Origin of the sequence: Variovorax multivorans (genome assembly GCF_051216835.1) — a bacterium.
In the GTDB taxonomy this organism is placed as follows: domain Bacteria; phylum Pseudomonadota; class Gammaproteobacteria; order Burkholderiales; family Burkholderiaceae_C; genus Variovorax.
The window spans coordinates 533,227-559,635 of sequence record NZ_JBPJZL010000002.1; the positions used below are offsets into that span (position 1 = coordinate 533,227).

Consider the following 26,409-nt stretch of genomic DNA (forward strand, 5'->3'; position numbering starts at 1 on the left):
TGTCGCACGCCCACTGTTTTCTCCAGCTTGCCGAAGAAGGTGGCGCCATGAACGCGCTGAACCTCACACTCTTTCAATGGCTCACGGCCGGCAGCCAGCCGACGCCGTGGGTGCTGTCGGTTGCATCAGCCTTCGCGCTCTGGGGCAGCTGGCTGTGCGCGGGCGTGCTCATCGTGGCGCTGTGGCGGCATCGCGCCGACCGGGCCTACCTTTGCATCGTGGCAGCGCTCGCGGGCTTCGCCTCGATGGCCTCGCACGCGATTGCGCTGTCGCTCAACGCGCCGCGGCCCTTCATGCTGGGGCTGGTGCCGTCGTACATCGAGCATGCGGGCCGCGGCTCGCTGCCCAGCACGCACGCGACGGTGATGTTCATGGTGGCGCTGGCCTTCCTGCTGCGCCCCAGCCTACGCAGGCTGAGCGTGCCGCTGCTGGTGCTGGCAGCCGTCACCGGATGGGCGCGCGTCTACGTGGGCGTTCATTTTCCGCTCGACATCGCAGCCGGCCTGCTGCTCGCGGTCGCGATCGCAGGGCTGCTCGCCGCAGCGCAATGGCTCGCGCACCGGTTCATTTCTTTTCCGGCGTCGCACGCTGGCCGCACGCGCGACGACAAGACAGCGGCCGCTTCTTTCTGGAGGCATCCATGATCTCCCCGACCAACGCCAGCAGGCATTCGCGCGCACCGGCCAGGCTGCCGCAGGCCGAGGTTCCTGCGCCACGCACGGCCACGCCTTTCACCCCACCGGCCGGAGCGCGCAGCATCTCCTGTGTGATCCCCTGCTTCAACGAGGCGGCCAACCTGCGGCACCTGCTGCCGCTGCTCGAAGACATCCTCTGGGCGACGCACATGCACTGGGAGATCATCGTGGTGGACGACGGCAGCACTGACGACACCGCTGCGGTAGCAGAGGCGTGGTGCGAGCTCTCGGGCTTTCGCTGCATCTCGCTGTCGCGCAACTTCGGCAAGGAGGCCGCGCTCACAGCAGGCCTCGCAGCGGCCACGGGCGACGCGGTGGTGCTGCTCGACGGCGACCTGCAGCACTCGCCGCAGCTCATCCACACGATGGTCGCACAGTGGGTGGCCGGCGCGGAGGTGGTGTACGCAGTGCGCGAAGAGCGCAGCGATGAAAGCCGCTTCAAGCAACTCGGCAGCCGGCTCTTCTACAGCCTCGTCAATTCGTCGGACCGCTTTGCCGTCCCCAAGGATGCGGGCGACTTCCGGCTGATGGACCGCAAGGTGGTCGATGCGCTCATGAGCCTGCCCGAGCGCAGCCGCTTCATGAAGGGGCTGTACGCCTGGGTAGGCTTTCGCGCCGTGGCGCTGCCCTACACGCCCGCGCCGCGCGCTGAGGGCCGCAGCACTTTCAACGCACGCCGGCTGGTGCGCCTGGCCATCGACGGGCTCACCGCCTTCACCACCTGGCCGCTGCGCATGGTCAGCGTGGTGGGCCTGCTTCTGGCGTTGCCGGCCTTCGGCTATGGCGCCTTCGTGGCGATCGACCACCTGCTGTTCGGCAATGCCGTCTCGGGCTGGACCACCATCGTCGTGAGCCTGATGTTCTTCATCGGCATCCAGATGATCTCTACCGGCATCGTGGGCGAATACATCGCGCGCATCTACGAGGAGGTCAAGGGCCGTCCGCTGTACGTGGTGCGCGAAGAGCACGGCACGGGAATCGAGACCGGCAAGCCATGAAGCAATTCGCCCCCCCATGGCGGACCGTGCCCCGGCCGCTGTGGCTCATTGCCGCGCTCTTCGCGTGGCTGCTGGCCACCGCCTGGCTCCGTCCGCTGATGGCGCCCGACGAGGGCCGCTACGGCGGCGTCGCGCTCGCGATGCTGCACTCCGGCGACTGGCTGGTGCCGCGGCTCGACGGCCTGCCCTTCTTCCACAAGCCACCGCTCTTCTACTGGATCGGCGCCGCCGCGATGGCGGTGACCGGGCCGGTGGAATGGGCGGCGCGGCTGCCGTCCGTCCTTGGTGGTGGTGCGGCGGCGGCTTCGCTGTTCTTCTTCCTGCGCCGATGGACGACAGTGCCGCAGGCGCTGCTGTCGACGGTGGTGCTGGTGACCACGCCCTTCTTCTTCCTGGGCGCGCAGTTCGCGAACCTCGACATGCTGGTGGCCGGCTGCATCTCTGCCACGGTGCTGCTGGCGGCCGGCGCCGCAATGGCGAAGGAGCGCGAGGAACCATGGCGCGCGCTGCTGGCTGGCGCTTACCTGTTCGCCGCGGCCGGGTTGCTGGCCAAGGGCCTGATCGGCCTCGTGCTGCCCGCGATGGTGATCGCGATCTGGTGCGCGGCAACGCGCAGGCTCGCAACACTGCGGCTCGCGTTGTGGCTACCCGGCTGGGCAATCGTGCTGGCAGTGGCCGGCCCGTGGTTCGTCGCGATGCAGATGAAGTACCCGGAGTTCTTCGACTACTTCGTCATCACGCAGCACTTCCGCCGCTTTGCCTCATCGGGCTTCAACAACGAGCATGGCTTCTGGTTCTACCTGCCGGTGCTCGCAGGCTTCACGCTGCCATGGTTCGCCTGGGTGTTCGTGCCCAGGGGCAAGGACGGCACCGCGCGCGCCCGGCTCGGCGATGTCGACTGGTTGATGTGGATCTGGTTGGCGGTCATCGTCGTGTTCTTCTCGCTGCCGCGCTCCAAGCTCGTCGGCTACGTGCTGCCTGCCCTGCCGCCGCTGGCCTACCTGATCGCGCAGCGCGTGCTCGCGGGCCGCGCGCTGGAAACGCTGTTGCCCAAGGTGCGCGCAATGGCGTTGGGGGCCGCCGCCGTGTGCATCGCCTGCGTGGTTGCCATTTCGATCCTTTCATCGCCGCCGGGCACAAGGCTGCGGCTGCCGGCCGGGCAGGTGGTCGCACCCGGCGACCAGGTGCTGATGCTCGACAGCTACTACTACGACATTCCCTTCTACTGGAACCTGCGCGAACCGGTGCTGGTGTCGGACGACTGGAAAGCCGCAGCACTGGACACACGCGACAACTGGCGCAAGGAGATCTCCGACGCCGGCCGCTTCGAGCCGGAGCGCGCAGCCCGCACGCTGATCGACCACACGCAGCTCGCAGCCACGCTGTGCGTGCCCCGCACCACATGGCTCGTCGCTTCGAACACGGCGCAGCTCACGCACCCCTGGCTCTTTCGCGCGCAACTGGTGGCGGTGAACGACGGCGTCGCCGCCTGGCGTTTCGCTGGCAGCGCCACGAGCGACCCACACTGCCTGGATGCCACGCCCGCCCCAACCTCTGGAACGAACGGCGATGAGTGAGGCCCTGCGCTACCTCTGCATCTGCGCGGACGACTTCGGCATGAGCGCGGGCATCAACTCCGCCGTGTTCGACCTGGCCGAGCAGAGAAAGATCTCCGCGACCAGTTGCATGGTGCGACGCGATGCCTGGTTGACCGGAACGAGGATGCTGCGGCGCATCGACCCGGCCCGGTTCGATACCGGCCTGCATCTGGACCTCACGCGGCCCGCGCGTGCCGGTGGCACTGAACCCGGCCTGTTCGGGCTGCTCGCGCGGACGTACACACGCACGGCGTTCGCACCGGGGCTGCAGGCCGACATCCGCGACCAGTTGACGCGCTTCGAGGACGCCATGGGCCGCGCGCCCGCCTTCGTCGACGGGCACCGGCACGTGCACCAGTTTCCGGTCGTGCGCGATCTGCTGGTGGAGGAAATCACGCGGCGCTATGCCGCATTGCCGCCCTGGATCCGCAGCACAGCACCAGGCTTGCGCCGGGGCCCCGACCGGTTGAAGGCCCGGGTCATCCACGCCCTGGGTGGCGCGCGACTGTCCACACTGGCCGCGCAACGCGGCATTCCCATGAGCAGCCACCTGCTGGGCGTCTACGATTTTTCGGGCGACATGCAGCAACACGAGCAGCGCCTGTCCGAATGGATCTCGGCGTGCAATACCGGCGACGTGCTCATGTGCCACCCCTCCGCCGGCATCGAGCCGGGCGACCCGCACGGTGCTGCCCGGTTGCGCGAGTACGCATTGCTGCGCGAACTGGTGCTGGCGCCGCAGGACGGCAGCAACGGGATAGCGCTCGCGCCGCTCTCGCAACACCTGCGGCGAGGCTGACAAGCCGGTCGCGTAACATCCGCGCCACCCTCCCTCCGCGCCCTGCCCAATGCCCTCCCCGAAAAGCGCCGCCTTTCCCTCGGTGGCGCAAGCCGCCCTCCTGTTCGTGGCGCTGTTCCTCTGCGAGTTCGTCATTGGTGCAGCGCTGCGCGACGCCAACGGATGGCTGGAGCTCAACACCATGCAGATCGGTGTGCTCGCAGCCGTGCTGGGCAACGGCTGCGTGTTCGCGGTAGTGATGCACGCCCAGAAGCTCACGTACCGCGAACTGTTCCACCAGTCGCCGGCTTCCGCCGGGGCAGTGCTCATGCTCGTGGTGCCGCCGGTGCTGCTGCTTGTGCCCGCGCTGCTGCTGACGATTACTTCCGCGCTCAACCTGCTGATGCGCGTTGTCCCGCTGTCGGCCTGGGAAGAATCGATGTTTAGCCGCATGGCCGACGGCAGCATCGCCGCCGTGCTCGCGGTGTGCGTGCTGGCGCCGCTGCTGGAGGAAATGCTGTTCCGCGGCATCGTGCTGCGCGGCTTCCTGCAGCGCTATCCGCGGGGGCAGGCGATCTTCATGTCGGCGCTGTTCTTCGGCGCGGCGCACATGAACATCTACCAGTTCGTGGTCGGCTTCGTGATGGGCACCGTGCTCGCATGGCTGTACGAGCGCACGCGCTCGCTCATTCCGTGCATTGCGCTGCACGCCACCTACAACATCACCACATTGCTGCTGGCCGAGCGGCTGGACGCTGCGTCGCCGTCGCGCCTGCTGTGGGCCGTGCTGCTGGCGCTGGCGGCAGCCGTGTGCGGCGTGCTGGCCTTGCGGGCGATGCTGGTGCCGCGCGCGGCGCGGGGCACTTCGGCCTGAACTTCTTCTAGCGAGACAGCGGCGGCAGAGGCTGCGCATCGACCGCATCGCCATCGACGATGAAGTGCCCGCCCGCCACATGGTGCAAGGTGCGCAGCTCGTCGTGCCCGGTGAAGTTCCAGCGACCGTTGGCGAACACGCGCGAATCGGCCTGCGCGGCGATCACCTCGCCAAGGAACAGGTCGTAGCGCTGCTGGATCGAGGGCTCGGGCAGCAGCCGGCATTCGAGCCAGGCCGCGCAACCTTCGAGCAGCGGCGCATCGGTGGCCGTGCCCGCGAAAGTCTCCAGCCCATAGGCGGCGAACTTGTCCTGCCCCGACTTCTCGACGATCTCGCGGCCCGAGCTGTTGCCCAGCGCTTCGGTCAGGTCGAGCTGCGCACGCACCGGCACCTGCAGCGCGAAGCTGCCTGCGCCTTCGAGCAGCACACGCGTCCAGGTGCTCTTGTCGAGCACCACCGCCACCTTGGGCGGATCGAAGTCGAGCGGCATGGCCCAAGCTGCGGCCATGATGTTGCGCTGGCCGCCATGCGCGGCGCTCACCAGCACGGTGGGGCCGTGGTTCAGCAGGCGGTAGGCTTTGTTCAGTGCAACGGGCTGGCGGTGGGAGGCGGTCATAGGCGAGCTTGCTCAGGTTGGGATTCGTCCGCGGGGCAGCCGGCGGACGGTGACTGGGCGGATGCGCAACGCATTGGCGCCGGTCACGGCGAAATCGTACCTGTCATGCGCCCAGCTCGCATCCCACTATCGAGCCTTCGACACATGTGACGCAAGAACCGCCGATGCGAATGCGCCCGCCTGCATCCACGTTCACTTCGATGCGTCCATCCCGACCGACACAGCGCCCCTGGGTCGCGAGGTAGTCCTTTCCATCGGCGGGCAACAGGCCTCGCGCCCACAGGAATGCGGCCACGCTGCCGTTGCCGCTTCCGCACACGGGGTCTTCCGTCACGCCGCACGAAGGCGCAAAGGTGCGAACTTCTATTGCGGCATCTCCGGCCTGATGCGGTCCGAACACTGTCAGACCCGTGACGCCCAGGCGGCGTTCGAGATCAGCCAGCTTCGCAAGATCCGGATGCAAACCGATGACGCTGCTCGCATCGTCCATGTGTGCGATGAGCCAGACCGGCCCCACATTCACGATAGCCGGTTCAATCTTCAGCTTGCTTCCGAGAATCGACTCCAGCTCTGCCAGGTCTGCCTTGCCCAAGGCGTCCAACCTTGCCGGTGGTAGCGCGAAGCTCAGGCGGCGGTCGTCGCTCGTTTGCGCAACAGTCAGTTCGACAAGGCCGATGCTGCACTCCTGAATCAATCGCCCACTGCTGCGCGGCACGACACGTCCGGCCTCCAGCGCCGCATGAGCGCTGCCGAGCGTGGGATGACCGGCAAAGGGAAGCTCGCTGCGTGGAGTGAATATCCGCAAGCGATAGTCGGCCTCCCCCGACGAGGGCGGAAGCACGAAGGTCGTCTCCGACAGATTGGTCCAGCCCGCGATGGCCTGCATCTCGCCGGTATCGAGCCCCTCGGCGTCGAGGACCACCGCAACCGGGTTGCCCAGGAAAGGCCTGGAGGTGAAGACATCGACCACTCTGTAGGATCTTTTCATGATTCGGCTTTCTAGCTCTCGCTCGCGACTACGCCATCGATTTCTGTCGCTTCGATACCGTACCTTGCCATCCGGGCTCGATGGTCGGTTGTGCCCAGATAGGCCCGGAGTTGCTTGTTCACCGCCTGTACGAGTTCCAGGTTGTTCTTGTTGAACGAGAAGGCCCCGACAGGGAGCCGTCCGCCCGCGCTATTTTCATTCGCAACCATCTCCAGGTCCTTGTGGGTCGCTGCAAGAACGCGACTGCCGACCGTGGTGCTCACGTATGCGTCGATCTTCCCCGCCAGGAGTGCGACAACAGCGGCAGGCTGATCCTTGAACGTCACGATCCGGTCTTCAGTGACTCCTGAAGACTTTGCCGCATCAATCTGCACGGTGCTGACGACGGCGCCCAAGCGGGCATCGCGGTGGGACGCGATTGCCTGGTAGCCCGTCAACGCCTTCGGATTTCCGCGCGGAACCAGGAACCCATCGCCGATCGCCCAGACCGGCTCGCTGAACGTGACTTTCCTGGCGCGCTCGGGCGTCACGAAGATCGGCACATTCATGTCCCAGCGTCCTTCCTGCACACCGGGCAGGAGTTCTTCGAAAGAGGTCAGGTGGTGCTCGATGCTCGAGACCCCGATCGCTCGAAGCACCACATTGGCCAGTTCGATGTCTGCCCCGGTCGCCGTTCGATTCGGGCCTGTCCAGTAGAAAGGTGGCTCCTCGATGTATGCGATTCGTACTTTCATGCTTTGCTCGACTTTCTTGAAGGGAAACACACGGCTCATGTGTCGATCACTCTGCAGCGGCGTCGAGGCTCGACGAAAGAGCGGCCAACGCAGCCCCCAGCCGTGCGGGAGGCAGATACCCGAAGCCCAGCCGGAACACCCTGTCGCTTTCGCCAAACCACTTGCCCGACGCAAGCTGCAAGTCGTGCTGAGGCAGCAGGCTCCAGAAGCGCGAGACGGCGGCATCGTCGAGCGCATCGGCGCGCAGCCTGAGGCAGCACAGCGCGCCACCCTCCGGCCTTATCCACTCGATGCGCCTTTGCTCACCCTGACACCAATCCGACAGTTCCTGCAGGGCGCCAGCAAGAAGCCGGCGTCTCGGCGCAAGCACGCGTTCCCTGTGGCGCAACAACGCAGCAGCGAGTGTTTCATCGAGAACCGATCCGGAGATCACGGTGTTCATCTTCGCGATCGTGAGGCGTGACCTGAGCTCGGCGTCCGCAACCGTGAGCCAACCGGTCCGCAGCCCCGGCGCGCCGAGCGCCTTGGAAACAGACGCGCCGGTCACGATGCGTGGATCGAGACTTGCAAAACTCTCGGCCGCCGCGTCGTCTCCGTAAGTGGCCTCGCGATAGGTCTCGTCGATGAAGAGAAGCGCATCCGGAGACAGGCGCTCCATCAATCCTAGGAGCTTCTCTACATCAGCGCGAGAGGTTCGAACACCGCTCGGGTTCTGGGGAGAGGCGATGCTCACCAGCTTTGTCTTCGATGTCAGATTCGCCTCGATCTGATTCAGGTCCAAGCGGTAGCCGCTCTCGAACGAAAGCTTCACCTCGCGTACGGTCACGCCGGCCCCCAGGAGACAGTCGCGGCTGGGCGGAAAGCACGGTGTCGCCAGCACCGCCTCGTCGCCGGAACGGCAGACTTCGAACGCAAGCAGGAAAAGCCCCAGCGCCGTGCCTTGCGTCGTGATGACGTGTTCTGCCGAAACCTTGCAGGCATCCGCGATCTCCTGGCGAAGAGCGAGTGCACCGGCAGACGTGCCGTAGCCAAGCTTCAGGTCGCGAATGTTTTCCAGGCCGGGGAAGTCCAGCAACTCGCCGAGGCTCAGGTCCTGCGACGTGCTTTCCGCCAGGTTGAACGGACGGTTCACATCGAGAAGAGAAATGATCTCGTTGTAGGGAAACCTTCCACGCCATACCGAAGGAGTTGCCTCTCGCAGGTTGGCTCGCCGGCCATCGGCAAGACTCTCTTGAACAGCTGTCATTCTTTCGCCTTGATCCCGTTTTCAATACTGGAACGGGCGAATCGTATCGAGCAGGAGGCAACCGCAACAGCCACAGTTTTGTGCTTTTTCGACCAGCACAGTTCGCTTGGCAAAGCGCACTCATGCAATCGACAATCGCACTCGTCTTCACGATGAGCGCAACCATGGACGTGCACGCACCCTACCGATACGAGCAGTTGGCCGACCTCATCGTCGACATGATCGACAACGGCGCGCTTTCCCCAGGGATGCGCGTTCCGTCCGTTCGCGCCATCAGCGAACAGCACCGGATCAGCATTGCGACTGCGCTGCAGGCATATCGCATGCTAGAGGACCAGGGGATTCTTGTGGCGAGGCCGCAGTCGGGCTTCTACGTTTCGAATGCGCGCCATGCAGCATTCGCCCTGCCTTCCACCTCCCGGCCTCGCGCGAGGGCATCGACCGTTTCGATCAGCGGTGTTGTTGCAACCTTGCTCGAGCACGCCTCGAACATGTCGCTCGTTCCGCTCGGATGCGCAGTGCCCGATGCGGGCTTGCTGCAGTCGCAGCGGCTCGACTTCACGCTCGCACGCATGGCGCGCCAGCACGGCTCGCGCCACAACGTCTACAGCCCGCCGCGCGGCGAGCCCAGCCTGCGCCGCGAGATCGCGAAGCGGTCAATGCGCATCGGACATGCACTCTCTCCGGACGACGTGCTCATCACCAGTGGTTGCACCGAGGCGCTGACGCTCGCACTCGGCGCCGTGGCCAAGCCGGGCGACACGATAGCCGTCGAATCACCCACCTACTTCGGGCTACTGCACACCCTCGAGGTTCTGGGCCTGAAGGCGCTGGAACTGCCAATGGACCCAACTCGTGGCGTCGACATCGCGGCGCTGGCGCGCCTGCTCGGAAAAGAGCCAGTAGCGGCCTGCGTGCTTTCGTCGAGCTTCAACAATCCATTGGGGTCCGCGATGGCTGAAGCAGACAAGAGGTCGCTGCTTGCGCTGCTGTCGGAACACTCCATCCCCTTGATCGAAGACGACGTCTACGGCGACATCCACTTCGGCCGCGACCGGCACAAGCCATTCATCGCGCTGGCTCAGGGCGCTAACAAGGTCATCTACTGCAGTTCCTTCTCGAAGAGCCTTGCGCCGGGATACCGGGTCGGCTGGATCGTGCCTGGTGCCTATTCGCAGCAGGTGATGGAGCGCAAGCTAGCGTTCAGTCTTTGCAGCCCGGTCCTGCCGCAACTCGCGGTCGCGGAGTTCCTGGCGAGCAACGCCTATGACATTCATCTGCGCCGGATTCGGCGCATCCTCGAGGAAAACCTCACGCGCATGGTGCGTGCGATAGAGGCCAGTTTTCCGGCTGAGACGAAAGTGAGCCGGCCCGCTGGCGGCTTCATGCTCTGGCTTGAGCTTCCCAAACAGTTCGACTCGCGCGCGCTGTTTGAAGAAGCGCTGGAGCATGGCATCTGCTTTGCGCCCGGCGATGTGTTCTCTGCAAGCCGGCGCTTTCGCAATTGCCTGCGGCTGAGCGCGGGGCACGCCTGGACCGAGCGGATCGACGCTGGTGTACGGCGGCTGGGGCGGCTTGCGCGGGCGTTGCTTGATCGATGAGCGGTGGCTGGTGCTGCGCACATCGCGCATGCGCGGGTCGTAGGCGCTTGACCTGCGTGGCTATACTGCGCCCGTCACGTCAAACAGAGGCGTGATCGGGATTGGCCTCCCGCTGAAATCACTGCGACGCAAGCCGCAGTCACCCCGCAGGGTCTGCGGCTTCGTCGTTCGTGCCTCCAGTTTTGGCGGCTCGATGGGCGGGCGCGAGCCCGGCCGGTTTCACGCAAGTGGTTTCCCGGTAGGCCAACCCGTCGAGCCGCCGCCTCCGATTGGCCTCGGGTGCGTCGGTTTCAGCAAACCGAAACCCTTGGAGGCCATTCATGGCTGCATTTGCTCGCGCGTCCGCGCATGTCTCTTCACTTCCTGAATCTCCTGAAGCCACGAGCGTTGAATCGCTTGCGCTGCAAGCCTGCGATGACATCGACAGCCTTCACGAGGTGCAGCGTGCGTATGCGGGCCTCGAGAAGCTCATCGTTCCACAGGGCGTGAATGACACGGAAGAGGTTTATCCGACCCGCACCGAACTCAGCGCGCTGGTGCGGGTGGTCAATGAGGAACTGCAACGGCGAATTGAAGCGGCCGAAGCCACGATCCAGTCGTGGCGTGCCGCCTTGAGCGAAGGCGGTGCGCGCTAGATGTGAAACGCCGCCAACCCACCCACCACAAGCCCCGCAGCCGCCACACCAAACATCGCCCGCTCAAGCCATTTCTTCTTCGTCAGCAACGCAATGGCAGCCAGCGCAATCGACACCTGCAACACAGTAGTAGCCTGAGCCCACCGATGATGCTGATGCATCTGCTCATCAGACTGCGCATCCCACTTGCTCGCCTCCGCCTCCAGCTTCTTCGCCTCGGTCTGGATCTCAGTCTTCTCCTGCTCGTAGCGCGCCACCTTGACCTGCCAGCCCTGCTTGCGAGCATCGTCGGTCGCGGTGTCACGCGCAAACTCAGCCAGCGCCTGCTTGGTGCTCTTCGACTGGAAGTAATTCCACTGGTTCGAAGCCTCGGTCTTCTTGATGGCGGCGTTGTTCTTGTAGAGGCCGGCGTTGGCCTGCGTGGCCCCGCCCATATACGAGAAGATCGCGCCGACGGTGGCGATCACGGCGGTGCACACCGCGATCTTGCTCGTCATGCTCATGCCGCCGGAATGCGCTGCTGCTGTGTCGTCATGGCCGCTGCCATGGCCGCCTGATGCAGCGTGTTCCAGTTCGTGGTCGTGCGGGCCGTGCACGTGAAAGCCGTGTCCTGACATGGGATCCTTGCTGAAATATGGTTTTTAGGGCGCGCGAGAGTATGCACGGTCGCGCGCCGGTATCCCCCTGCGCCGTCAGGTTCCGGTCCGCTACCCATTGCCAGCATGAAGCGACAACAACAAACTTGCCCATGACCGCGGAAACTTCCCTGATGCCCACGCCCACGACCGCCCCACGCCGCCCTGGCCTTGCCGACATCGTCGCGGGCGTTTCCATCGCGGGCCTGCTGCTGCCCGAGGCGGTGGCTTATTCAGGCATTGCAGGGCTGCCACCGCAGGCCGGCGTGATCGCGCTGTTCGCGGGCCTTCTTGTCTACGGCCTCTTCGGCAGCAGCCGCTTCGCGATCGTCTCGGCCACTTCGTCTTCCGCCGCCGTGCTGTTCGCGGCCACGATGTCGGTGACAGGTGTGGATGCGGTCACGCGGCTGGCGTTGGGCGCGGGCATTGTGCTGCTGGCCGGGGTGTTCTTCGTCATCGCGGGCGTCGCCAGGCTCGGCGCGGTGTCGAGCCTGATCGCCAAGCCGGTGCTGCGCGGCTTCGCGCTGGGGCTGGCGCTGACCATCGTGGTCAAGCAGTTGCCCAAGGTGCTTGCGGTGCCGCCGGCGCACAGCGATTTCTTCCGCCTTGCCGCGGGGCTGGTGGTCGAATGGCGGCACTGGAACCTTGCGGGCGCGGCCATGGCGCTTGTCGCGCTGGTGCTTCTGCGCGGCCTGGCGCGATGGCGCGCGGTGCCGGCGGCCCTGCTGGTGATCGTGGCCGGTATCGTGCTCGACGTGAATGGCCTATGCCATGCCTGGGGCGTGGCGGCGGTGGGGCCGATCTCGCTCGACTTCTCGCACCCGGGTGTGCCGCAGCTCGACCGGGAACAGTGGCAGAGCCTCGGCGGGCTGGCCTTCGCGATGGCGCTGATCCTCTATGCCGAGTCTTACGGGTCTATCCGCACCTTCGCGATGCGCCATGGCGACAACGTGTCGGCCAACCGCGACCTGCTGGCGCTCGGCGGTGCGAACCTGCTGTCGGCGCTGTTCCAGGGCATGCCGGTGGGTGCGGGCTACTCGGCCACGTCGGCCAACGAATCGGCCGGCGCGAAGACTCGCGCGGCCGGCATCGTGGCGGGGCTGGTGGTGCTGGTGGCGGTGCTCACGCTGCTGCCGTGGATCGCGCACACGCCCGAGCCGCTGCTGGCAGCCATCGTCATCCACGCGGTGAGCCACACGTTGAGCCCGGCGGCGCTGCGGCCGTATTTCCAGTGGCGGCGCGACCGGCTGGTGGCGCTGGTGGCGATTGCCGCGGTGCTGCTGCTGGGCGTGCTCAACGGGCTGCTGGCTGCGATCGGCGTGAGCCTGCTGTTGCTGCTGCGCGGCTTCTCGCGCACCACCGTGAGCTGGCTCGGCCGGCTTGGGCAGAGCCACGACTTTGTAGACACCGCGCGCCACCCCGAGGCCGTGGTGCCGCCAGGCGTGCTGATCGCGCGGCCCGATGTGCCGCTGTTCTTCGGCAATGCGGATGCGGTGTTCGCATCGATCCGCGCGCGCATCGACGCGACGCCGGGGCTGCAGCGCATGGTGCTGAGCCTGGAAGAGTCGGCCGACCTCGACGCGACGAGCATCGAGGCGCTGTGCGACTTCGCTGCATACGTGCGGGTGCGCGGCCTGCGCCTGTCGCTGGCGCGCGTGAAGGACGACGTGCGCGATCTGCTCGCGAAGGTGAATTCGCCCGACCTGCATGCTGAGGTGTACGCGCCCTGGAGCGTCGACGATGCGGTGCAACCAGAAAACAGGACGCCACGGTCTTCTTGATCACCTGCCGTCGGAGGCAGCGTGTTCAACCGTGTGGATTTCAGCTCTTGGGGGGTGGCTTGGGCTCGCGGCTTTCCCGCAGAGTTTTAAGCCGTGGTTCCGCCTGACCTGGTGGAATCCGACCTTCTGCCTCCAGTCGCTTGAGGCGCCGTTCATCTGCCCGATTGAGAGCATCTTTGAGCAGTGCCATCTTGCGATCGTTGCAGGGTTCGCAGTCGTAGTAGCTTCCGGGATCAGTCGTGGGCCCAAGCGCCTCGTCCAACTCCGCGGTACTGATTCTCCCCGTGGGCTCAATGCCGATAGCGAGGATTTTTCCGTTCTTGAATGTAACAAGCGCACTGCCCTCGCATCCGGTTTCTTGCGCCTGCGGCACGAGATACGACCTCTTTGAGACCCTCCGCATATGACGTAGCGCATAGAACACATCTTCGACGGTCAAAACAACATCCTGACAATCTAGAAAATCTTTGTTCTCCCACGCTGTTTTCCCCGACGGGTTGTCGATCTTGATCGACTTTACGAAGGCTGCCGGATAGCGCTTGTCTGCCGCGTGAACTGACAGGGCCATAGCTACGGTAGCCAGCGTTACCGCAAGAACGATGACTTTTCTCATGGCGTCGGGACCACCAGATTCCAATTCGCACCTTGTGCCTCGGTCGTATTTTTTCTGCTGGCTTCTGGATGTCGAAATATCTCGCTCGGTGCGATCTGCATGGAGTCCTCGAGCGCCTTGACAAGCCACGAGAGTGCTTGGTTCTGGGCGGTGGTCGGCGTGTCGTATACACCGTACCGTCCTCTCAATTCATCCGTGGAGAGTTTGTTGTTTCGTGGTACCTGGAACCCTGCTGGTAGTCTGGCCCTGCCCACCATCTCGATACCAATGCCCTCCATGTTGCCTGGATACCGGTCGCTGGGTGCCCTGCGCATCTCGATGCGATGCATCGGATCCACCGCGTTCACGCCCGCAGGGTAGTCTCGCGGAGAGCACTTCCCGGTGATCAGGCACCTCGCCTTCAGTGGCCCGACATGGTTCGTGCGCTGGTAGATCGCGGCGGTCTGGTAAATAGTTCCATCGGTGTCGACAAGAAAGTGCGCGCCATTGGCCTTTGGGCGTTTGTAGCTGTTCAGCGAGGATGCTGAAGTGTCCGCATCGGTCTGGTGCACAACGATGCCTGTGATCGTGCTCGTACGTCTACCGCGTTCGATCGCAGGGCTGCGCGCATTGCGGACTTTCGCGTGAATGATCATTCCATCCGTGTCAATTTGAATTGCCATACGGCCTCCCGGAAATGAATTTCTCGTTGTTGATGTGGGTACCCCGGAACATGCAAGTCATCAACCTGCAGGCTTGCTTCGATGCACCCGCCCAGGATGATATCGACCCGAACATTGATTTGTTGCGGCCCGAGTTGCCGCTTTTCTGCGTCACCGCAGACGCAGTATTTGCGTCGATCAGCGCAACGCCGCCTGCCGCCTGAATTCGCTCGGGCTGCCGCCCGTGTGCTCGCGGAACACTCGGCTGAAGTGCGAGAGGTTGCCGAAGCCCGAAGCCAGCGCGATGTCGGTGATCGACCTTGCTGCGTTCGCCGGGTCGAGCAGTTCGCGGATGCTCGCAGCCAGCCTCTGGTGCTGGATGTAGCCGTTCAGCGTTTCATCATCGTCGGCGAAGGCGCTGTGCAGCAGGCGCTTGCTGCAGCGCAGGGCCAGCGCCATGCTGTCTATCGACAAGGCCGGGTCATGCAGGTTCTGCGCGACGTGGCGGCGGATGCGGTCTTTCAGGGCCTCGCGCTGCGTCTGCGGCGTTTCCTGGCCTGCCAGCTCCATCAACGAAAGGCGCACCAGCTGTATCAGCAGTTCGCCCGCACCGCGCGCCGCTGCCTCGCTCATGAAGGGCAGTTCGAGATATGTGCTGCGCATGGTCTCCAGCGCCACACGCGAGATGCCGCTGCCACCGCCGATGCGGCGCGCCACCAGGTCGTTGAGCGGTAACGCGGGCGACGCGATCTGGTCTTTCGGCAACATCACGATCAGGTGGTCGCTGCGCTCGGGGTTGGCCACGGTGTAGTCGGCGGTGGTGTCGTAGAGCGTCCATCCTCCCGAGCGCACGGCGGCGGCGCGGCCGCGCTGCGTGACCTCGGCCGAGCCCTGCCAGGGCGCGACGATCTTCAGGTAGGGCGCTTCGCTCAGGCGCGCCATCTGCGTCGTTCTGAGCACGCGGTGGCGGTTGGCCTCGAGCCGCGTGAGGATCACGTCGCCCGCATGCGAGGCCGCGAGGTGACCATCGAATTCGCTGTCGTCGTACAGGTCGGAGCCCAGGCCGCCGAAGTGGCGCCACACCCATTCGCACCACAGCGGCCCGCGCTCCTTGGGCGGGATCTCGTCAGTGGACAGGAGCAGGGAGGCGGTCATGAGGAAAACGAAAGCTTGCAGATCGGGGCCAGATTGCTGCGCATTGTGAAGCGCATGCAAGCCCCCCGGCTTTGCGGGTTAACCACTAGGCGCGTGCACGCTGCGTCAAGTGCTTTGTGCACGGCGGGCACAGCGGCCGGAGGCGCCCGTTTCTACGATTCCAGGCAGCGGGCGCATGTCGACGCCCGGCAGGAGACTTCGATGCACAACCACCCCAATCGCCGCCGCTGGATACAGGGCACCGCCACCGCGCTGGGCGCCGCCGCCGTCGCGCCGCAGCTGTTCGCACAAAGCAGTCCGGGCGGCCCCGTGAAGATCGGCTACGCCATCGCGCGCACCGGCCCATGGGCGGCCGGCGCGCAGGTGAGCCAGGAGCCCAACTACCTGCTGTGGGCCGAGCAGGTCAACGCGGCGGGCGGGCTCTCGGTGAAGGGTGCGAAGCGCCCCATCGAGCTGATCGGCTACGACGATCGCAGCGAGACCGAGACCTGCGTGCGCACTTTCGAAAAGCTCATGGGCAGCGACAAGGTCGACCTGGTGCTGCCGCCCTGGGGTTCGGGCGCCAACTTCGCGGTTGCGCCGCTGGCCAACCGCTTCGGCTATCCGCTGCTGGCGCCCACTGCCCTGTCGCGCAAGTTGATCGACATGCGCCTGCCCTTCTTCTTCTCGCTGCTGCAGCAGCCCGACAAGATGATGGGCGCACTGGTCGACATGTTGGTGGCCAACGGCGTGAAGACCATCTCCATCGTCTACATGGACGACCTGTTCGGGCTGGAGAACTTCGCGGCGCTGAACAACGCGCTGAAGAAAACAAGCATCCAGGTGCTCGACCGCAAGAGCTATCCGCTGGGCGTGAAAGACCTAGCGCCGGTGCTGCGCGCCATGAAAGACCTGAACCCCGACGCCTTCATCGGCATCACCTACCCGCCGGACACCATCCTCGCGAGCCGGCAGGCGCGCGAAGTTGGCTTCAACCCCAAGTACTTCTATGCCTCGGTGGGCACGGCCTTCCAGCTCTACAAGAACGTGCTGGCGGCCAACACCGAAGGCGTGATCGGCATGGGCTCGTGGAACAGCAAGACCAGCCCCGAGGCCAAGGCGTACTTCGACGCACACACGAAGAAGTTCGGCAAGGAGCCCGACCGCTGGGCCAGCGGCCACGCGTGGGCGGGCCTGCAGATTCTTCAGCAGGCCGTGGAGAAAGTGGGCCTCGACCGCAAGGCGCTGCGCGAGCAGATCGCGAAGAACGAGTTCAAGACCATCCTCGGGCCGATCCGCTTCGAGGGAAGCGAGAACGCGTCCATTCCGGGCACCGTGTCGCAATGGCAGGGCGGCGAGTTCGAGGTCGTGTGGCCCAAAGACCGCGCCACCGCGCAGCTGATGCCAAAGCCGGCCTGGAAGTAAGCACGTGTCTTTCTCTGGATGGGCCGAACTCCTCGCCGGCGGACTGATCACGGGCGGCATCTACGCGCTGGTGGCTATCGGCCTGAACCTGCAGTATGGGCTGATGCGCATCATGAACATCTCGCACGGCGAGTTCCTGATGCTGGGCGCCTTCGCGACATGGTGGGCGCACAGCACCTGGGGCATCTCGCCGCTGCTGTTCATGCCGGTGGCCTTCGTGCTGCTGATGGCGCTGGGCATGGCGGTGCACTGGCTGTGCTTCCGGCAGGTGGCGGCGCGCGCACCGAACGTCGACGTATTCGAGGCACGCAGCCTGATGGTGGGCTTCGGCCTGATGTTCCTGGTGCAGAACACTGCACTGCTGGTGTGGGGCGGCGACCTGCGCGGCTACGACTACCTGGCCGACCCGGTGCAGCTGGGCGAGATGCGCTTCACCGCCAACAAGCTGGTGCTGTTCGGCGTGGCGCTGGCACTGAGCCTTGTGCTGATCGCGCTGCTCAAGCTCACGCTGCTGGGCAAGGCGGTGCGCGCGCTGATGCAGTCACCCACCGGCGCGCAACTCGTGGGCATCAACACGAAGCGGCTGCATCCGCTGATGTTCGGCATCGGCCTGGGCCTGTCGGGTGTGGCCGGCGCGCTGCTGTCGATGACCTATGAAATCTCTCCCTCGATGGGCGAGCCCTACACGGTGACGGCGCTGATCGTCATCACCCTCGGCGGCTTCGGCAGCATCGCGGGCAGCCTTGTCGGCGGCCTGTTGCTGGGCGTGGTGGAAGCGCTGGGCATGTACTTCACGAGCCCCTCGCTCAAGATGCTGCTGTCGTATGCCGTGTTCATCGGCGTGCTGATCTGGCGGCCCAACGGACTGTTCTCCAGAAAATGATTCCTTCCCTTTCCCGAAACAAGCCGTGGTGGGTACTGTGCATCGGCCTCGTGCTGGCGGCCGGCGTGCCGTGGGTCGCGTCGGAGTTCATGGCCTCGGTGGCGCTCGGCTGCCTGATGTACATCGCGCTGGCCACCAGCTGGTCGCTGTTCTGCGGCGCCACGCGTTACCTGTCGCTCGCCACCTCGGCCTTCTTCGGGCTCGGCGCGTATGCGAGTGCGACGCTGCTCGACTTGCTCCCGTGGCCGCTGGTCATCCTCAGCGGCGCGGCCATCGCGAGCGCGGTCGCGGTGCTGATGGGCGCGGCGGTGCTGCATTTGCGCGGCACCTACTTCGCGGTGCTGACCTTCGGCATGACGGAGCTGATCCGCCATGCCGTGACCTTCGTCGAGAAGCAGGTGTCGGGCACGGTCGGGCGCGTGCTGACTGTCGTGCCGTCGAACGAGACGGTGTATCTCACGGTGCTTGCGATTGCGGGTGCGGCGATTGCCACGGCGCTGCTGGTCAAGCGCAGCCGCTTCGGGCTGGCGCTGTCGGGCATCGGCGCGGACGAGCAGCGGGCGCAGACACTGGGCGTGGACACACGGCGCGTGAAGATCATGGGCTTCGCGCTCACCGCCGCTTTCGCCGGCGCAGTCGGCGCGGCCATGGCGGTGCGCTGGACCTACATCGACCCGCCCGCAGTGTTCAGCCCCTTCATCGGCTTCCAGACGGTGCTGATCGCGATGATCGGCGGCGCGGCCAGCATCGGCGGTCCGGTGGCCGCGGCCATCGTGTTCAGCCTGCTGTCGGAAACGCTGCGCCTGCAGCTGCCCTACGGCTACATGATGGTGCTCGGGCTGCTGCTGATCCTGTGCGTGATGTACCTGCCCAACGGCCTCGCGTCGCTGTGGCAGCGCAAGGCGATGGTGTTGCGGAGGCACGGCCATGAGTAGCCGGCAGCTCCTGCTCGAAGCCCGCGAACTCACGGTGCGCTTCGGGGACCTCACAGCCGTGGATGCGGTCAGCGCCACGCTGCATGCGGGCGAGATCGTCGGAATCATCGGACCGAACGGCGCGGGCAAGACGACCTTCTTCAACGCGATCTCGGGCGTAGTCATGCCGACATCCGGCACGCTGCTGGTCGAGAACGGAATCGACCTGACGCGGCGTGGCCCGCATCTCTACGCCGCCCACGGCATCGCGCGCACCTTCCAGACGCCGCGCGTGATGGCCGACATGACGCTCGAAGACAACGTGCGCTTCGGCATGCAGTTCGCGGGGCGGCATCGCGCACCCATCGCGGGGCTGGGCAGCACGGGCGAGATTCTCGATATGCTGGGCCTGGGAGGCCTGGCGCAGAACATCGCCGCCGATGTGACGCCGTCGCAGCAGCGGCTGTTGGAGATCGGCATGGCGCTTGGCACGCGGCCGCGCGTGCTGCTGCTCGACGAGGTGGCCGCGGGCCTCACCGAAGTCGAGGTCGATGCGATGGCGCGGCGCATCCGCCGGCTGCGCGACGAGCACGGGCTCACGGTCGTGTGGATCGAGCATGCGGCCACCACGCTGCTGAAGTACGTCGAGCGCGTGCTGGTGCTGCACCAGGGCCGCAAGATCGCCGATGGCACGCCGGCCGAGGTGGTGCGCAATGCGGAGGTGGTCGAGGCCTATCTCGGCGACGAGATGGAGGCGACAGCATGAGCACCAGCCAGATGAGCGTGCGCGGGCTGTCAGCCGGCTATCACGGCTTCCAGGTCATCCAAGGCATGGACCTCGACGTGCAGCCCGGCATCACTGTCGTGCTTGGCCCGAACGGTGCAGGCAAGACCACGCTGCTGAAGGCGCTGGCCGGGCTGCTGCCGCGAACCGGAGAAGTTCTGCTCGACGACGCGGCACTGCCTTCGGCCGATGCCACGGCCTGCGTGCGGCGTGGTCTTGCGCTGGTCGCCGAGGGCCGCCAGCTGTTTCCACAGATGACCGTCACCGAGAACCTCGAACTCGGCGGCTGGCTCATTCCGGCGCGGCTGCGCACCGAACGCCTCGCGCGCGCCTTCGATGACTTCCCTCGCCTGAAGGAACGCGCCACGCAGCTCGCCGGCACCATGAGCGGCGGCGAGCAGCAGATGGTCGCGGTGGCGCGCGCCATGATGAGCGGACCACGCCTGCTGATGCTCGACGAGCCCTCGCTGGGCCTCGCACCGCGCATGGTCGACGAGCTGCTGGCCATCGTGCGACGCATCGCCTCGCAGGGCGTGACCGTGCTGATGGTCGAGCAGAACGTGCGCAAGGCGCTGCAAGCCGCCGACCGCGGCTATGTGCTCGAACGCGGCCGCGTCGTGGCCTCGGGTGAGGCGCAGGCGCTGCTGCATTCCGACGCGGTGCGCCAGGCCTACCTGGGCGTCGCCTGAACAACCCCTCCCCTCTTTTTGCAAAGGACACCCATGACCGACATCTCCATGCTCATCGACGGCGAACGCCGCGCTGCCACAGGCGGCGCAATCTTCGAGCGCCGCAACCCGTTGGACGGCGGCATCGCCACGCGCGCACCGGCCGGCACGCCAGCCGACGCAGTCGCTGCCGTCGAGGCTGCGCACCGCGCCTTCGCCGCATGGTCGACAGCCGGACCCAACGAACGCCGTGCATTGCTGCTGAAGGCCGCGCATGCACTCGAAGCGCGCGCCGGCGCCTTCGTGCAGGCGATGGCGCGCGAGACCGGCGCTTCGGCGCTGTGGGCCGGCTTCAACGTGCACCTCGCGGCCGGCATCCTCACCGAAGCAGCCTCGCTCACCACGCAGATCGCGGGCGAGGTGATTCCGTCCGACGTGCCCGGCAGCCTGGCAATGGGCGTGCGGCAGGCGGCCGGCGTGGTGATCGGCATCGCACCGTGGAATGCACCGGTGATCCTCGCCACCCGCGCCATCGCAACGCCGCTGGCCTGCGGCAACACGGTGGTGCTGAAGGGCTCGGAGCTGTGCCCCGAGACGCACGCGCTGATCATCGAAGCGCTGAGCGAGGCCGGGCTGCCCAAGGGCGTCGTCAACTTCGTCACCAACGCGCCTGCCGATGCCGGCGCGGTGGTCGAGGCGATGGTGGCGCACCCGGCCGTGCGGCGCGTCAACTTCACGGGCTCGACGCGCGTGGGACGGCTCATCGCGCAGACCTGCGCCAAGTATCTGAAGCCCGCAGTTCTCGAACTCGGCGGCAAGGCGCCCTTCGTGGTGCTGGACGACGCAGACATCGACGCGGCCGTGAACGCTGCCATCTTCGGCTCGTTCGCCAATTCGGGGCAGATCTGCATGTCGACCGAGCGCATCGTGGTCGACAACGCGGTGGCCGATGAATTCGTCGCGAAGTTCGCGGCCCGCGCGCAGGCACTGCCGCTCGGCGATCCGCGCGAAGGCCCGGTGGTGCTCGGCTCGGTGGTCGATATGAGCACGGTGAAACGCTGCAATGCGCTCATCGACGACGCACTGGCCAAGGGCGCGAAGCTGGTGTGCGGCGGCAAGGCCCAGAACACGCTGATGCCCGCCACCGTGCTCGACCATGTGACGCCCGCAATGGAGATCTACCGTGAGGAATCCTTCGCGCCGGTGAAGGCGGTGGTGCGCGCGAGCGGCGTGGAAGAAGCCGTGGCCATTGCCAACGACAACGAGTTCGGCCTTTCATCGGCCGTGTTCGGCCGCGACGTGGCGCGTGCGTGGAACGTGGCGCAGCGCATCGAGTCCGGCATCTGCCACGTCAACGGCCCCACGGTGCACGACGAGGCGCAGATGCCCTTCGGCGGTGTCAAGGCATCGGGCTACGGGCGCTTCGGCGGCCGGGCCGGCGTGGAGGCCTTCACGGAGCTGCGCTGGATCACGGTGCAGACAACGCCGCGGCACTATCCGTTCTGAGCGGCTGCGTTCAGCCCGCCAGGAAGTCCGGCTGGCGAAACTTCTTCTCAAGAAACTGCCCGTTGGCCACCAGCGCGGCCGCGTCGCTCGAAGCCACGTTGGCGACGATCTCGCGCAGCTTCGCATCGAGCAGGCCCAGCTGTTCGCCGAGCAGCTGGCGCGCGGTCTTGCCGTCTTTCACGGCATGGGTGATGCGGAAGGCCGGCGGCAGCGCAACGTAGTTGGCGAGGGTTTCGGGCAGGTAGCGCAGCACGGTCTCGCGCACGGTGAACAGGTCATCGCCATGCGAGCCCGTACCGACGAGGCGCGGCAGCACCTCGCCCACCGAGCCGCGCACGTTGTCGAGGCTCTTGCGCATGTCTTCGGTGAGGTGCGGCTGCGCCTGCGCGACCACGCGGTCCAGGCGCTCCAGCGTCTGCTCGACGCTGAGGCTGTCTTCGATGCGGCGTTCGAGTTCGGGTGCCCTGCGGCCCAGCAGCCAGCCGGCCACGTACAGGCCGGCGGTAATCAGCAGCCACCCGCTGTCGATGACGCCGGCGAACAGCAGTGCCGGCCCCAGCAGCGCCAGCGCGCAGCCGAGGATGTTGCCGTTGCCGTAGAGAAACAGCAGCGCGCGCAGTTTGAGCGAGCGCTCCGGCATCACTGGTAGCCCCGGATTTCCTTGAACACCTGCCCCAGCTGCAGCTTGCGGCCGTCGAACTCGCGCCCGCCGGAGAGCTGCGCGATCTCCTGCATCTCGCTCACGTTGGCCTCGCCGAAGAGGATGGGGAAGATGCGCGCGGGCAGGCCGCCCGCCGCGTACCGCTCGCGGAACTCGCGCGGCTTCAGGCCCGCGTTGTTCTCGCCGTCGGTCAGCAGCACGATGCTCACGAAGCGGTCGGGCTCGCGCTGTTGTTCCTTGCGCGCCAGTTCTTCGGCGGCGGCAAGCGCCGAATAGATGGCCGTGCCGCCGTTGGCCGTCATCGCGTCGGCCTGCTCGCGCAGCGTGGCGCGGGCCGCGTCGATCCGGTCGGCGTCGAAGCGCACCCACACGGGCTCCTGCACCTCGGTGGAGAAAGTGATCAGCACCACGCGCTCGCGGCTCTGGAAGGCGCTGTATCGGGCACTGGCGGTGGTGGCTTCGTCAGCACCCGAGAGCAGCTTGAGCGCCTCGCGCATCGAGGCCAGCCGCTTGCCCGCCATCGAGCCGCTGAGGTCGAGCACGAAGATCGAAGTGGCGGGCTTGCGCCATTTCGACTGGTAGGTGCCGAGCACCGCATCGATCACCTCCAGGCGGTTGGGAAAGCCCAGCTCGGCCACGGCGGCGGTAGGCAAGGCGCCGGCGGCGGCAACCTCGGGGTTGGCGGGGCGCAGGAAGGCTGCCGAGAGCGCATCGCGCTGGAACGGCGCGGCCTTCAGCGTGGCCACGAGCTGGGTGTAGGCCTCGCGCTTGTCGGCGTTGAGCAGCATCAGCGGATAGTCGGCCGAGATCATGCCGTCGCGCGGGTAGATCAGCGTGAGCTGGTCGGCGGCGGGCAGCTTCTCATTGGCACGCAGGATCACGGCTTCGTAGTTGACCATCGCGTCGATGGCGGACGGGTCCTTGATGTAGGCGTCGGCCAGCCAGCCCGAACTGCCGGCGGTGAGCTTCTGGCCGGAGAGAAAGGCCTTCAGCGTTTTCTCGTCCACGTCTTGCGCGGTCAGGTCTTCGGTCTTGCCCGCGAGCGCGGAGGCCACCGCGAACAGCGCGCTCATGCCGGTGTTGGAGCTGGTGGCGTTGGTCATGCCGTAGCGCAGTTGGCCTGCGCCCGCGGCCTTCGCGATTTCGGCCCAGCCCGGCGGCTTCTTGTTCCAGCCGAGCTGCGCGGCCTTTGCGCTTTTCACGCCGAGTGCGATGCGCGAATAGAAGAGCTTGTCGCGCGCCAGCGGCTTGGTCTGCAGCGCAAGCGCAGGATACGCGCCGTTGGGCGGCAGGATGGCGTCGAAGCGCTCGCCAGCGTTGATGCGCTCGACGATGTCGAGCGTGCCGGCGTACGAGAGCTTCACGTCCACACCGGCTGCCTTTGCGGCTGCGACGATGGGGGCTTCGAGGTCCTTGAGCTCCGAGCCCGCGAGGATGGTGAAGGTCGCGGTGGACGCCGTAGCCGGCGCTGCATTCATCGCCTGCGGCGGCTCTTCCTTGCCGCATGCAGCGAGGCCCAGTGCCAGGGCAGCCAGTGCGAACAGCCGCGTCAACCGGGGCAGCAAGCTCACAGCGCGACCTCGCCGCGCGGCGATTGCAGCGCCTCGGTCGTTTCCTGGCGGCGCACGCGGTCGAGGTAGGTGCGGCTCTTGGCGACTTCATTCGTCAGCGTGTCCACCGTGGTCTGCATGGAGTCAAGCGCCTTGCTCTTGAAGTCGGCAATCGTGTCCATGGTCTGGTAGATGTTGGCAAAGGCCTGCTGCAGCTTGGCGATCTCGATGGTGCTGGAGGCGGCCTGCTGGTGAATGGCGCTGCTCTGGTCGCGCAGCATCTCGCTGGTGCTGGCGATGAGGTTGCCGGTGGTGGCGTTGAGCGCGCTGATCTGGTCGAGCACCAGCTTCTGGTTGGACAGCGCCTGCGCCACGATCACGGCGGTGCGCAGTGCGGCCACGGTGGTGGTGGTGGCGCGGTCCACGCCCTTCATCAGCTCCAGGTTGTTCTTGCGGATCATGTCCAGCGCAAGGTAGCCCTGGATGTTCACTGCGAGCTGCGTGAGCAGGTCGGTGACCTTCTGGCGCGAATAGAAGAGCATCTCTTCGCGGATCACGCGGGCCTTCTCGGGGTCGGTGGCTTCCAGCGCGCGAGCCTTGGCGTCGAGCTGGCCGTCGAGGGCCTTGCCGATGTGCACGTATTTCTCGAGCCGCTCCATCAGCGTCCAGAGGTTGACCTTTTCCTGCTCGATGGCGGTGTTGTCGCGCAACAGTTCGTCCTTGCCGCGCTTGAGCGATTCGATGATGGCGTTCAGGTGCGTCTGCGACGACTGGTAGCGCTCGAAGTACGCCAGCAGCTTGTTGCCCAGCGGAATGATGCCCAGCAGCTTGCGCGCCGAGAACAGGTCGCCCTGCTTCGAAGGGTCGAGGTCTTCCACCTGGTGGCGCAGGTCGATCAGCGACTGGCCGATTTGCGCGCCCTTGTCGAACAGGCCGTTGCGCAGCGAACCCACGGGCCGGTCGAGCATGCGGTTGGAGACCGATGCAGAGGCCTCGATGTCCTTGTTGCCCATCGAGTGGATGCGCTCCACGGCCTCCTTGAACTGCGGATGCTGGCTGTCGTGCGCGGTGATGTCGTCGATGAAGCGCGCCACCTGCGCATCGAGCTCGGCCACGTCCTCAGGCTTCAGCCGTACCTTGCCGCTGGCCGACTCGACCGGCACCAGGGCGACGGGCGCGGGCGGTTCGAGCGTGAAGGCCTGCGGCGGCTGCAGGTCGATGGGCGCGGGGGCTGTTGCGGTGGTGGTGGTGGTGGTTGCGGTGACAGGCGCGTTCATGAGGTCGTTCCTTGATTCGTTCATTCGTTCGGTTCGTTCACTTGAAGCGGGCTTCGATGCCCGTGGTCATCCGTTCGAGCCACTCGAAGCTCGGCGGGTCGATCACGTCGACCAGCACGTCGGGCACCTTCACGCCGCGCGCGGCCCAGGTCTCGGGGCCCTTGGTGTCGCCGCCGGTGCGGTAGCCGTATTCGTGTGCGAGCTCACGCAGGGCCGGGTCGTTCTCCAGTGCCGCGCCGAGCCGCGCGCCGCCGGGCGTGTAGGGCACCAGCACGTGCTTGGAGTAGACGGTGGGCTTGGGGTAGAGCAGCACCATGTCGCTCTTGAGGCGGTCGGGGTTCTTGAGCCAGAACTCGATCATTTGCGACTCGTAGGCCACCAGCAGCGGCGCCTTGCCCATGCCGAGCGCCAGGTAGTCTTCGAAGGGCCCGGCCGACGACTGCTCCTGGAAGCCCTGGCGCAGGAAGAGCGGCGCAACCACGGGCATGACGCGGTCCACGTCTTCCTGGCTCTGCACGATCTGCTGGCTGTTGGCGAGGTAGCTCGCCAGCGCGAGGTACATCGCCGCCGAGTTGGAGGTGCGTACGTCGGTCGAGTTGATGAGCAGCGACTTGCTGGTGGAGAAAGCGCTGCTGGCCTTGAGCTCTTTCCAGCGCGTGCCCTTCTCGATCATGGCCATCAGGCCCGGCAGGTCGACCACGTAGTAGAAGTCGCCCTGCTTCTGCGCGATGCCGTTGGCCACGAGAATTTCCGCAATCGGCCGCCAGCTGGCCAGCACGATGGGCGTGTAGAACGGATTGAAGACATTCGGCGCCTTGGCCAGCGTCTTGAGCTGCGCCGCCGCGGGCGCGCCCGAGGGAAAGCCGAAGTCGAACTTGCTGGCGTCGTAGCGGCTGGCAATGGCGCGCGAGCCGGCCTTCTCGACGGTGACTGTGATGCCCTGTGCGGCCAGCGCCTTCTGCACGCGCGGGTCGGCGAAGAAGGTTTCTTTTTCCGAGCCGATCAGGCCGCGCAGCGTGACCTGTTTCTGCTGCTCGATGCGCGCAGCGGCGGCGGTGGCCGATTCATCGTGCAGGCGGGTGTTCGAATACCAGACGCCGGACCCGACCGCGGCCAGCAGGACGACGGCCAGCGCTGGTGCGATCAGCTTGCGGATTTCCAAATCTCATGCTCC

27 protein-coding genes are annotated in these 26,409 nt (G+C 66.0%); 15 read left to right on the plus strand and 12 right to left on the minus strand.

Translation table 11 applies throughout. From position 1 onward, the window contains the following. The first annotated feature begins 47 nt into the window (after positions 1 to 47). From ACSFCA_RS06095 to ACSFCA_RS06115, 5 genes are read left to right on the plus strand one after another with little or no spacing between them, the layout of a single operon-like run. Positions 48 to 644: a phosphatase PAP2 family protein gene (locus ACSFCA_RS06095; protein ID WP_435458947.1), complete on the plus strand. Its 597-nt coding sequence runs from the start codon at positions 48 to 50 to the stop codon at positions 642 to 644. Further along, on the plus strand, positions 641 to 1,693 hold the full coding sequence (locus ACSFCA_RS06100) for a glycosyltransferase family 2 protein (protein ID WP_435458948.1): 1,053 nt from the start codon (positions 641 to 643) through the stop codon (positions 1,691 to 1,693). The genes ACSFCA_RS06095 and ACSFCA_RS06100 overlap by 4 nt, the downstream gene beginning before the upstream one ends. Next, the gene (locus ACSFCA_RS06105; protein WP_435458949.1) at positions 1,690 to 3,270 is read left to right on the plus strand and encodes an ArnT family glycosyltransferase; all 1,581 of its coding nucleotides are present in this window, start codon (positions 1,690 to 1,692) and stop codon (positions 3,268 to 3,270) included. Before ACSFCA_RS06100 ends, ACSFCA_RS06105 begins: the two co-directional genes overlap by 4 nt. Continuing rightward, positions 3,263 to 4,090: a ChbG/HpnK family deacetylase gene (locus ACSFCA_RS06110; RefSeq protein ID WP_258350900.1), complete on the plus strand. Its 828-nt coding sequence runs from the start codon at positions 3,263 to 3,265 to the stop codon at positions 4,088 to 4,090. The genes ACSFCA_RS06105 and ACSFCA_RS06110 overlap by 8 nt, the downstream gene beginning before the upstream one ends. Before the next feature lie 49 nt (positions 4,091 to 4,139). After that, entirely contained in the window at positions 4,140 to 4,943 is an 804-nt protein-coding gene (locus ACSFCA_RS06115; RefSeq protein ID WP_435458950.1) for a CPBP family intramembrane glutamic endopeptidase, read from the plus strand. 7 nt (positions 4,944 to 4,950) lie between these two features. Here the strand turns inward: ACSFCA_RS06115 and ACSFCA_RS06120 are convergent, their stop codons facing one another. From ACSFCA_RS06120 to ACSFCA_RS06135, 4 genes are all read right to left on the minus strand, one after another. Continuing rightward, on the minus strand, positions 4,951 to 5,559 hold the full coding sequence (locus ACSFCA_RS06120) for a flavin reductase family protein (protein WP_435458951.1): 609 nt from the start codon (positions 5,557 to 5,559) through the stop codon (positions 4,951 to 4,953). Positions 5,560 to 5,662: 103 nt separating this feature from the next. Next, positions 5,663 to 6,547, minus strand: coding sequence for a PhzF family phenazine biosynthesis protein (locus ACSFCA_RS06125; protein ID WP_435458952.1), 885 nt, complete (start codon positions 6,545 to 6,547; stop codon positions 5,663 to 5,665). An 11-nt stretch (positions 6,548 to 6,558) separates the two neighbouring features. Next, entirely contained in the window at positions 6,559 to 7,281 is a 723-nt protein-coding gene (locus ACSFCA_RS06130; protein ID WP_435459059.1) for a transporter substrate-binding domain-containing protein, read from the minus strand. A 46-nt stretch (positions 7,282 to 7,327) separates the two neighbouring features. Then, positions 7,328 to 8,527: a pyridoxal phosphate-dependent aminotransferase gene (locus ACSFCA_RS06135; protein ID WP_435458953.1), complete on the minus strand. Its 1,200-nt coding sequence runs from the start codon at positions 8,525 to 8,527 to the stop codon at positions 7,328 to 7,330. 122 nt (positions 8,528 to 8,649) lie between these two features. Between ACSFCA_RS06135 and ACSFCA_RS06140 the strand changes: the two genes are divergently transcribed. Continuing rightward, a complete protein-coding gene (locus tag ACSFCA_RS06140; protein ID WP_435458954.1) occupies positions 8,650 to 10,128 on the plus strand; it encodes an aminotransferase-like domain-containing protein in 1,479 nt (492 codons plus the stop codon). A 320-nt stretch (positions 10,129 to 10,448) separates the two neighbouring features. Continuing rightward, entirely contained in the window at positions 10,449 to 10,763 is a 315-nt protein-coding gene (locus ACSFCA_RS06145; protein WP_435458955.1) for a hypothetical protein, read from the plus strand. Here ACSFCA_RS06145 and ACSFCA_RS06150 read toward each other — a convergent pair. Further along, positions 10,760 to 11,380 (minus strand): DUF4337 domain-containing protein, encoded by a 621-nt coding sequence (locus ACSFCA_RS06150; protein WP_435458956.1) that lies wholly within the window; start codon positions 11,378 to 11,380, stop codon positions 10,760 to 10,762. The genes ACSFCA_RS06145 and ACSFCA_RS06150 overlap by 4 nt on opposite strands. Positions 11,381 to 11,511: 131 nt before the next feature. Between ACSFCA_RS06150 and ACSFCA_RS06155 the strand changes: the two genes are divergently transcribed. After that, on the plus strand, positions 11,512 to 13,179 hold the full coding sequence (locus ACSFCA_RS06155) for a SulP family inorganic anion transporter (RefSeq protein ID WP_435458957.1): 1,668 nt from the start codon (positions 11,512 to 11,514) through the stop codon (positions 13,177 to 13,179). A 40-nt stretch (positions 13,180 to 13,219) separates the two neighbouring features. On the opposite strand, the gene ACSFCA_RS06160 is transcribed toward ACSFCA_RS06155, so the two are convergent. Together ACSFCA_RS06160 and ACSFCA_RS06165 are read right to left on the minus strand one after the other, a co-directional pair. Next, complete coding sequence (locus tag ACSFCA_RS06160; protein WP_435458958.1) at positions 13,220 to 13,792, minus strand: hypothetical protein; 573 nt, start codon at positions 13,790 to 13,792, stop codon at positions 13,220 to 13,222. Then, entirely contained in the window at positions 13,789 to 14,454 is a 666-nt protein-coding gene (locus ACSFCA_RS06165) for a peptidoglycan recognition protein family protein (RefSeq protein WP_426391685.1), read from the minus strand. The genes ACSFCA_RS06160 and ACSFCA_RS06165 overlap by 4 nt, the downstream gene beginning before the upstream one ends. A 50-nt stretch (positions 14,455 to 14,504) precedes the next feature. Between ACSFCA_RS06165 and ACSFCA_RS06170 the strand changes: the two genes are divergently transcribed. Next, positions 14,505 to 14,657, plus strand: coding sequence for a hypothetical protein (locus ACSFCA_RS06170; RefSeq protein WP_435458959.1), 153 nt, complete (start codon positions 14,505 to 14,507; stop codon positions 14,655 to 14,657). Here the strand turns inward: ACSFCA_RS06170 and ACSFCA_RS06175 are convergent. After that, a complete protein-coding gene (locus ACSFCA_RS06175; RefSeq protein ID WP_435458960.1) occupies positions 14,632 to 15,588 on the minus strand; it encodes an AraC-like ligand-binding domain-containing protein in 957 nt (318 codons plus the stop codon). The genes ACSFCA_RS06170 and ACSFCA_RS06175 overlap by 26 nt on opposite strands. 201 nt (positions 15,589 to 15,789) lie before the next feature. On the opposite strand from ACSFCA_RS06175, the gene ACSFCA_RS06180 reads away from it, so the two are divergent. Genes ACSFCA_RS06180 through ACSFCA_RS06205 form a run of 6 tightly spaced genes read left to right on the plus strand, consistent with a single transcriptional unit; the run spans position 15,790 to position 21,747 of the window. Continuing rightward, positions 15,790 to 16,992: an amino acid ABC transporter substrate-binding protein gene (locus ACSFCA_RS06180; protein ID WP_435458961.1), complete on the plus strand. Its 1,203-nt coding sequence runs from the start codon at positions 15,790 to 15,792 to the stop codon at positions 16,990 to 16,992. A 4-nt stretch (positions 16,993 to 16,996) separates the two neighbouring features. Next, positions 16,997 to 17,875, plus strand: coding sequence for a branched-chain amino acid ABC transporter permease (locus ACSFCA_RS06185; RefSeq protein ID WP_435458962.1), 879 nt, complete (start codon positions 16,997 to 16,999; stop codon positions 17,873 to 17,875). Further along, complete coding sequence (locus ACSFCA_RS06190) at positions 17,872 to 18,810, plus strand: branched-chain amino acid ABC transporter permease (protein ID WP_097199926.1); 939 nt, start codon at positions 17,872 to 17,874, stop codon at positions 18,808 to 18,810. Before ACSFCA_RS06185 ends, ACSFCA_RS06190 begins: the two co-directional genes overlap by 4 nt. Beyond that, positions 18,803 to 19,555, plus strand: coding sequence for an ABC transporter ATP-binding protein (locus ACSFCA_RS06195; protein ID WP_435458963.1), 753 nt, complete (start codon positions 18,803 to 18,805; stop codon positions 19,553 to 19,555). The genes ACSFCA_RS06190 and ACSFCA_RS06195 overlap by 8 nt, the downstream gene beginning before the upstream one ends. Next, complete coding sequence (locus tag ACSFCA_RS06200; protein WP_435458964.1) at positions 19,552 to 20,262, plus strand: ABC transporter ATP-binding protein; 711 nt, start codon at positions 19,552 to 19,554, stop codon at positions 20,260 to 20,262. The genes ACSFCA_RS06195 and ACSFCA_RS06200 overlap by 4 nt, the downstream gene beginning before the upstream one ends. Positions 20,263 to 20,295: 33 nt before the next feature. Then, positions 20,296 to 21,747 carry an aldehyde dehydrogenase gene (locus tag ACSFCA_RS06205; RefSeq protein ID WP_435458965.1) on the plus strand — a complete coding sequence of 484 codons (1,452 nt, stop codon included), beginning with the start codon at positions 20,296 to 20,298 and terminating at the stop codon, positions 21,745 to 21,747. 10 nt (positions 21,748 to 21,757) lie between these two features. Here the strand turns inward: ACSFCA_RS06205 and ACSFCA_RS06210 are convergent, their stop codons facing one another. The 4 genes from ACSFCA_RS06210 to ACSFCA_RS06225 are packed head-to-tail and all read right to left on the minus strand — an operon-like array spanning position 21,758 to position 26,397. Continuing rightward, positions 21,758 to 22,387, minus strand: coding sequence for a hypothetical protein (locus ACSFCA_RS06210; RefSeq protein WP_258350912.1), 630 nt, complete (start codon positions 22,385 to 22,387; stop codon positions 21,758 to 21,760). Next, positions 22,387 to 23,979, minus strand: coding sequence for a vWA domain-containing protein (locus ACSFCA_RS06215; RefSeq protein WP_435458966.1), 1,593 nt, complete (start codon positions 23,977 to 23,979; stop codon positions 22,387 to 22,389). The genes ACSFCA_RS06210 and ACSFCA_RS06215 overlap by 1 nt, the downstream gene beginning before the upstream one ends. Then, positions 23,976 to 25,235, minus strand: coding sequence for a toxic anion resistance protein (locus tag ACSFCA_RS06220; RefSeq protein ID WP_435458967.1), 1,260 nt, complete (start codon positions 25,233 to 25,235; stop codon positions 23,976 to 23,978). Before ACSFCA_RS06220 ends, ACSFCA_RS06215 begins: the two co-directional genes overlap by 4 nt. A gap of 37 nt (positions 25,236 to 25,272) precedes the next feature. Beyond that, a complete protein-coding gene (locus ACSFCA_RS06225; protein ID WP_258350915.1) occupies positions 25,273 to 26,397 on the minus strand; it encodes a hypothetical protein in 1,125 nt (374 codons plus the stop codon). Between the last annotated feature and the right edge of the window lie 12 nt (positions 26,398 to 26,409).

Bases quoted from the DNA above. Each gene is read 5' to 3' on its own strand.
- ACSFCA_RS06095 (WP_435458947.1), top strand. From the start codon at position 48: ATGAACGCGCTGAACCTCACACTCTTTCAATGGCTCACGGCCGGCAGC.
- ACSFCA_RS06100 (WP_435458948.1), top strand. From the start codon at position 641: ATGATCTCCCCGACCAACGCCAGCAGGCATTCGCGCGCACCGGCCAGG.
- ACSFCA_RS06105 (WP_435458949.1), top strand. From the start codon at position 1,690: ATGAAGCAATTCGCCCCCCCATGGCGGACCGTGCCCCGGCCGCTGTGG.
- ACSFCA_RS06110 (WP_258350900.1), top strand. From the start codon at position 3,263: ATGAGTGAGGCCCTGCGCTACCTCTGCATCTGCGCGGACGACTTCGGC.
- ACSFCA_RS06115 (WP_435458950.1), top strand. From the start codon at position 4,140: ATGCCCTCCCCGAAAAGCGCCGCCTTTCCCTCGGTGGCGCAAGCCGCC.
- ACSFCA_RS06120 (WP_435458951.1), bottom strand. From the start codon at position 5,559: ATGACCGCCTCCCACCGCCAGCCCGTTGCACTGAACAAAGCCTACCGC.
- ACSFCA_RS06125 (WP_435458952.1), bottom strand. From the start codon at position 6,547: ATGAAAAGATCCTACAGAGTGGTCGATGTCTTCACCTCCAGGCCTTTC.
- ACSFCA_RS06130 (WP_435459059.1), bottom strand. From the start codon at position 7,281: ATGAAAGTACGAATCGCATACATCGAGGAGCCACCTTTCTACTGGACA.
- ACSFCA_RS06135 (WP_435458953.1), bottom strand. From the start codon at position 8,527: ATGACAGCTGTTCAAGAGAGTCTTGCCGATGGCCGGCGAGCCAACCTG.
- ACSFCA_RS06140 (WP_435458954.1), top strand. From the start codon at position 8,650: ATGCAATCGACAATCGCACTCGTCTTCACGATGAGCGCAACCATGGAC.
- ACSFCA_RS06145 (WP_435458955.1), top strand. From the start codon at position 10,449: ATGGCTGCATTTGCTCGCGCGTCCGCGCATGTCTCTTCACTTCCTGAA.
- ACSFCA_RS06150 (WP_435458956.1), bottom strand. From the start codon at position 11,380: ATGTCAGGACACGGCTTTCACGTGCACGGCCCGCACGACCACGAACTG.
- ACSFCA_RS06155 (WP_435458957.1), top strand. From the start codon at position 11,512: ATGACCGCGGAAACTTCCCTGATGCCCACGCCCACGACCGCCCCACGC.
- ACSFCA_RS06160 (WP_435458958.1), bottom strand. From the start codon at position 13,792: ATGAGAAAAGTCATCGTTCTTGCGGTAACGCTGGCTACCGTAGCTATG.
- ACSFCA_RS06165 (WP_426391685.1), bottom strand. From the start codon at position 14,454: ATGGCAATTCAAATTGACACGGATGGAATGATCATTCACGCGAAAGTC.
- ACSFCA_RS06170 (WP_435458959.1), top strand. From the start codon at position 14,505: ATGCAAGTCATCAACCTGCAGGCTTGCTTCGATGCACCCGCCCAGGAT.
- ACSFCA_RS06175 (WP_435458960.1), bottom strand. From the start codon at position 15,588: ATGACCGCCTCCCTGCTCCTGTCCACTGACGAGATCCCGCCCAAGGAG.
- ACSFCA_RS06180 (WP_435458961.1), top strand. From the start codon at position 15,790: ATGCACAACCACCCCAATCGCCGCCGCTGGATACAGGGCACCGCCACC.
- ACSFCA_RS06190 (WP_097199926.1), top strand. From the start codon at position 17,872: ATGATTCCTTCCCTTTCCCGAAACAAGCCGTGGTGGGTACTGTGCATC.
- ACSFCA_RS06195 (WP_435458963.1), top strand. From the start codon at position 18,803: ATGAGTAGCCGGCAGCTCCTGCTCGAAGCCCGCGAACTCACGGTGCGC.
- ACSFCA_RS06200 (WP_435458964.1), top strand. From the start codon at position 19,552: ATGAGCACCAGCCAGATGAGCGTGCGCGGGCTGTCAGCCGGCTATCAC.
- ACSFCA_RS06205 (WP_435458965.1), top strand. From the start codon at position 20,296: ATGACCGACATCTCCATGCTCATCGACGGCGAACGCCGCGCTGCCACA.
- ACSFCA_RS06210 (WP_258350912.1), bottom strand. From the start codon at position 22,387: ATGCCGGAGCGCTCGCTCAAACTGCGCGCGCTGCTGTTTCTCTACGGC.
- ACSFCA_RS06220 (WP_435458967.1), bottom strand. From the start codon at position 25,235: ATGAACGCGCCTGTCACCGCAACCACCACCACCACCACCGCAACAGCC.